This window comes from Gillisia sp. CAL575, from assembly GCF_000403785.1.
In the GTDB taxonomy this organism is placed as follows: domain Bacteria; phylum Bacteroidota; class Bacteroidia; order Flavobacteriales; family Flavobacteriaceae; genus Gillisia.
On sequence record NZ_APHJ01000019.1, the window covers coordinates 306,240 to 312,583 of the forward strand.

Below are 6,344 nucleotides of genomic sequence, written 5' to 3' on the forward strand. Positions count from 1 at the left end.
AAAACGAAAATGAAAAATTTATTAAAACTAACAGGTGTTGCTGCAATACTGCTCTTTGGAGTAAGTTGTAGTGAAGACTACCTAGAAAAGCAGCCATCTGAGTTTCTAACAGCAGACCAGGTTGAAGAGGCTGCGAAAACTAATCCCGCAGTACTTGAAGGTACTTTGGCAGGTATTTATTCATTGATGTTCGAATCTGGATCAGGAGGAACTACAAGCCATACAGATTTCGGTCAGAAAGCATACGATATCTTTGGAGATATGTTATCTGGAGATGCAGCTCTTTCTGTGAGTTCATTTGGATGGTACCGTGCCGACATTACAGAATTTCAGGCACCGCTTGATTTCACAAGACAAACAAATTATCAGCCTTGGAGATACTACTATCGTATTATTAGATCTACAAACGTTGTAATTGCTGGACTTGGAGGAAATGATGTAACGCCAGAATTAGAGGCTAATAAGTACATCATGGGACAAGCAAAAGCTTTAAGAGCTCATTCATATTTTTATTTGACACAATACTACCAGAATGCTTACGATCCTGCACAGGAAATTCTTCCTATCTATCTTGATCCGGCAGATGAAAATGGCCCTAAAGTGGCAGCTTCTGTTATATACGATCAGATAGAAAAGGATTTAAACGATGCAATTACCTTACTTGATGGTTTTGGTCGTACGGCTAAAAATCAAGTTAATCAAGATGTAGCAAAGGGTATTTTAGCATATGTTCACGCTGCTAAAGGAGAATGGCAAGAAGTTAAAACACTTACCAATGATGTAATTACTTCCGGGGCTTACTCAATTGTTAGTAGAACTGAAGCAGTTAGAATGATGCATGACGGTCCGGATACAGAGCCTTACGGTGGTGGATTTAATGATGCTAATACTTCAGGTTGGATGTGGGGTGTAGATATTACTTCAGATTCGGGTGTTGGTTTGTTATCCTGGTGGGGACAAATGGACTACTTTTCTTATAGTTATGCAGGATTTGGAGATAACAAAGCTATAGATGCGGGTCTTTATGCGCAATTTAAAGAGGGTGATATAAGAAAAAATCAATTTAATCAAACTACTACTAGTTCAAACTACTTACAACCTTTTAATAAATTTTTTGAGGAGGCAAGACAACCAAGGGGATCATCTCAGGTTATTACTTCAGATTTAATTTATATGAGAGTTGCTGAAATGTACCTTCTTAATGCTGAAGCGAATGCAAATTTAGGAATGGATTTGGAAGCTCAAACTTCTTTGAAAGCACTTTTAGATCTACGTGTGGATGACTCATCTTATATTGATGGTCTCTCTGGTGCTGCGCTTGTTAGTGAAGTATATCTTCAAACAAGGCTTGAATTATGGGGTGAAGGAAAAAGTTATTTAGCTTTAAAGAGAAATAAAGGGACTGTAGTAAGAGGATCTAATCATCTTTCTTTTGTAGGGGAATCTATTCGTTTTGATGATGAAAGATTGACTTTTGAGATTCCTGAAGCGGAAATTTTATTTAACCCTTTCGTTAGTACTCAAAATAACTAATCGATCTTAAAAACTATTAAAATGATAAAACACTTTTTAAAATTATTCGTAGTTCTATTATCACTCGGGCTTGTTACAAGTTGTGATTATGATGATGAGATTGCAAACCCTGAATATGTAAGCTTACAATTTTCTCCTACTGCAGGGGAGAATGTAGGAGTGGAAGTAGGTGGTTCCACCAATTATGATGTAAAAGTTTATTCTGCAAATATTAAGAATGAAGACAGAACTTTTAACGTTGTGGTTCTTCCAACTACAACTCTTGGCGCTAGTGGTTATACTGTTCCTGGAACAGTTACTATACCAGGTGGTACTAACGAGGGAACTCTTAGTATTTCTGTTTCAGATGTTGGCTTAGGAGTTGCTGGAAAAAGCCTTTTCCTTGGATTAGAAGCAGATCCTAGTTTTACTGCTGGGTCTCCTGTAAGATTAAATGTTGCTAGAGTATGTCCTGGAAAGGAATTCGTAGTAAATCTTACTTTAGACGCTTATCCAAGTGAAACTGGTTGGGAGTTAATTGACTCTGATGGTGTTACTGTTCTTAAAGTAACAACTGCTACTGCAACAAGATCTTTATGTATTGCTTCTGGTACTTATACCTTTATCCTTACGGATTCTTATGGTGATGGTATTGCAGATGGAGGAGCTACATTAACGTATGCAGGTGAAGTACTTGCTACTTTAAGTGGAGATTTTGGAACTGAAACTAGCGTTGAAGTTACTTTCTAATTTTGTAACATTAATTATAATTATGAAAGGTGGTTTGATTTATTTCAAATCACCTTTTTTTTGTTTTTATACTTATGAGAATTAAAATATTAATATTTTTAGTGGGCTTTGGTTTTTATTCCTGCCAAAGCGATGATGATTTTCAGCCTACCATTGTAGAAGAGGAAGAAGAGGAAGTGATTGTAATAGATACTGTTGCTACAGATATTGCCGGTAATGTGATAGTTTTTAAACAAGATAAAATACAAGATGGATATGTTTTAGTAAATGATGCTAGTAACAATAGAGTGTATATGATGGAGAAGAAGGAGTCAGAAATTCTATATGAATGGAATCTTCCTTCAGGTATTGGAAATGATGCAGAATTACTGGAAAACGGAAATCTATTAGTTGCATTAACGGTAGAGGATCCAGCTTACACCTTTGGAGGTTTTGGCGGTAGGTTTGCTATAATCGCTCCTTCTGGAGAATTGCTCTGGGATTATACGTACTCCAATGATGTTAATTTAGCGCATCATGATGTAGAAATGTTACCAAATGGGAATGTTTTGTTTGTGGCCTGGGAGAAAAAAACCGAAGAAGATTTAACCTCAATTGGTTATACGGGTGAATTTACGACAGTTTACGCTGAAAAGATTATTGAGATCGATCCCATTTCAAACCAAATTGTTTGGCAATGGAATGTATGGGACCATCTAGTGCAAGATGTAGATAATCTTTTGGATAATTATGGTGTCATTTCAGATTTTCCTGAAAAGGTTAATATAAATTATGAGGACCCATTAAAGGAAGGGAATTACAATGGTGATATTTTTCATGCCAATGCTTTAGAATATGATGCAGCGAATGATCTTATTTATCTAAGTGTAAACTATTTTAGTGAAGTCTGGGTAATTGATCATAGCACAACTCAATTAGAGGTGTTTACTTCTAGTGGTGGAAATTATGAAAAAGGTGGCGATCTAGTTTACCGCTTTGGTAACCCAGAGGCTTACAATAATGTAGGCGAAAGAATGTTTTTCCATAACCACAATCCAAACTTAGTTCCCGGCGGAAATTCTTTATTGGTGTTTTCGAATGGACTTCTAGCACTGGATCCACACTCGACTGTCTATGAACTGGAAATTCCTGCTAAATTTGACTTAAAAGCTAATAAAGAGAATAAATTAGAGGTTAAATGGAGTTTTAGTGATCCAGATCTGTTTTCGCCAAAAGTATCTGGAGCTTACAGGTTACCTAACGGGAATACTTTAATTACTCAAGGTAATTTTGGGTTTTGGGAGGTTACTGAAACTAAAGAAGTAGTTTGGAGATTCGAGGGACAAGGTTTTTTTTGGCGTGGATATCCTTATCAAAAGACTAGCAATGGAATTATCAATCTGGGACTGTAAAGTTTATTATAAAATTAGCCACCCTAGTTGGGTGGTTTTTTTGTTTCAACAAACTACAGTTACCTTGATAGAATTATTATATTTTTGGTCTACATTTAAATTTTCATGAGAAAACTTATTATTTTATTTTTTTTAATTTTTTCTATCAGTTCATTCGGGCAAAGAAAACTTGGATTTGGCAGTGGTGGATCTCAAGAAGACAATAATGTTAGTAATACAATAAAAAAAGATACGGTTCCAAAACCACCCATTGCAGCATATAAAATATTTACCGTTTCAGGAGATTCTACCTTTGTAGATACTACATTAACAATACAAAAAGATTACAAATTCAATTATCTAAGAAAAGATAATTTTGAATTAGTCCCTTTCGCCAATGTTGGGCAAACCTATAATAAGCTTGCTCATGATTTCAGTAAGAGCGATCTAATCCCAGATTTAGGAGCCAGAGCGAGGCATTATAACTTTATGGAAGTAGAGGATATCAATTATTTCAAAGTTCCCACTCCACTTACCGAGCTCTATTTTAAAACCGTGCCAGAGCAAGGTCAAACCTTAGATGCCTTCTTTACCATTAATACATCAGAAAGATTAAATTTCTCTGTAGCATATAAAGGTTTACGTTCCTTAGGTAAATATCAAAATGTATTAACGAGTACGGGGAACTTTAGAGCTACACTCAATTACGCAACGCTAAGTAATAAATACAGGCTTAAAACTCATTTCGTTTCTCAAGATCTGCTAAACCAAGAGAATGGTGGGCTAACAGATCAGGCTTTAGACCAATATATTGGAAAAGAAACAGAGTTTGATGATAGATCTATCTTAGAAGTTAAATTTGAGAATGCAGAAAACATTTTATATGGAAAGCGGTTCTTCCTGGCTCAGGAATATGATCTTGCAAACGGAAAAAATAATAGACTTACCATTAATCATGAATTAGACTTTAGTGATAAGAAGTACATTTTTAAACAAGACGCGCCAGTCGAAATTTTTGGAACTTCTTTTAAAACCACTGATCTTAGGGATAGGGTGAAGCTAAGAAATATAAGTAATATTGCTGGAGTTACATATGCAAACACTACTCTTGGGAAACTGAAAATAAAAGCAGGGCTTACAAACTATAACTACGGCTACAATTCCGTTTTTGTTTTAGAGGATCAAACTATTACCAACAGAATTATAGGAGAGAATTACGCGGCAGGAGCAGAGTATACTAAAAACTTTGGACCTTTAAAGATGTATGGAGACTTTATGGTTAATGTAGCTGGGGATTTTAGTGGTCATAATTTCTTGGCTGGGGCAAATTATTTTATTAATAAGAATAACCAAGTTACAGCTGAACTTAGAAGTAATGAGAGTGCCCCTAATTTCAATTTTCAGCTCTATCAAAGTGATTACATTAATTACAACTGGCAAACAGATTTTGAAAACACCACCACTCAAAGTTTATCTGTGAAATTGGAATCTGCTAATTTGGCGAATGTAGATGCTAGTTTTACCCGAATAACAAATTATGCATATTTCTCCTCTAATGATCCTGGCTATACTAAACCTTTTCAGGATAATGAGGACATCAACTATTTTAAGTTGAAAGCAAGTAAGGAGTTTCATTACGGTAAATTCGCGTTGGATAATACCGTGATGTATCAAAAGGTGATTAATGGGGAAGATGTTTTAAATATCCCAGATTTCACAACGCGGAATACACTTTATTATAGCGACCACTGGTTTAAACGAGCGCTTTATTTACAAACCGGCTTTACATTAAAGTATTTCTCTAGCTACCAAATGGATGGTTACGATCCTGTATTGGCAGAATTCTATGTTCAAAACGAACAAGAATTTGGAGCCTTCCCGGTTGTAGATTTCTTTTTCAATGCAAAGGTTAAGCAAACAAGGATCTTTTTTAAGCTAGAACATCTAAACTCTTTAATAAACAGTAATAATAATTTCGCTGCTCCAGAACATCCCTATCGAGATTTCTTGGTGAGATTTGGTCTTGTCTGGGATTTCTTTCTTTAATTTTTTTTGTTTTTCTTGGGCGTTTCTCCTCGCGAAACTCAGGGCCGGGCTTTCCGCTTGTAGTCCCAATTGCACGAAGTTTCATTGGGTGCTACCGCTTCAATCCCTAACGCACCGTCACTGACGGTCTTATTATTTGAACAAAATGGAATCTCCATAAAAAATAATTCAGTAGTAACTCACGTAATATTAAAGCATTAAGAAAAGATTAAAATTATTTTAAGAAATACTTGATTAAAAGCTTGTGGTAAAGAAAAAAGACGGTGTATATTTGCACCCGCTAAGGAATGAGCCATAGGGTTCATGAGATAGCGAAGTTCTTTGATTGACGCGGGATTAGGAGGGTTTTAGAGGTTAAAATTTAACTAAAAAAACTTCAAAATAAGTTTGCGGGATAGAAATTAAAGATGGTATATTTGCAGCCGCGTTTAGCGGTAGTATAAGTTCTTGATTAGTGAGATTATAATGTAAGATTTAAGGATGAAAGTTTTTAAAAATTTATCTAAAAAAAACTTCAATTAGTTTTGTTTGGTAAATAAAAAACATTGTATATTTGCAGCCGCTTTGAGCGGTAGTAAAAGTTCACGATTAGTTATTGAAAAGAAATCCCGAGGTTGGGTAGTTATAGAGAAGGTTCAACTCCTTTTATTTCCACAATAAGTTCCT

General features: G+C 35.4%; 4 protein-coding genes. All 4 read left to right on the forward strand.

Going from position 1 to position 6,344, the window contains the following annotated elements; translation table 11 throughout:
* The first annotated feature begins 9 nt into the window (after positions 1–9).
* The 4 genes from I130_RS02720 to I130_RS02735 all read left to right on the forward strand — a co-directional run bounded on the left by I130_RS02720 (position 10) and on the right by I130_RS02735 (position 5,678).
* A complete protein-coding gene (locus tag I130_RS02720) occupies positions 10–1,533 on the forward strand; it encodes a RagB/SusD family nutrient uptake outer membrane protein (RefSeq protein ID WP_034918911.1) in 1,524 nt (507 codons plus the stop codon).
* 21 nt (positions 1,534–1,554) lie between these two features.
* A complete protein-coding gene (locus I130_RS02725; RefSeq protein ID WP_034918913.1) occupies positions 1,555–2,262 on the forward strand; it encodes a hypothetical protein in 708 nt (235 codons plus the stop codon).
* Between the two features lie 74 nt (positions 2,263–2,336).
* Entirely contained in the window at positions 2,337–3,653 is a 1,317-nt protein-coding gene (locus tag I130_RS02730) for an aryl-sulfate sulfotransferase (protein WP_051119595.1), read from the forward strand.
* 105 nt (positions 3,654–3,758) lie between these two features.
* Positions 3,759–5,678 (forward strand): putative porin, encoded by a 1,920-nt coding sequence (locus tag I130_RS02735; protein ID WP_034918916.1) that lies wholly within the window; start codon positions 3,759–3,761, stop codon positions 5,676–5,678.
* Positions 5,679–6,344 lie beyond the last annotated feature (666 nt).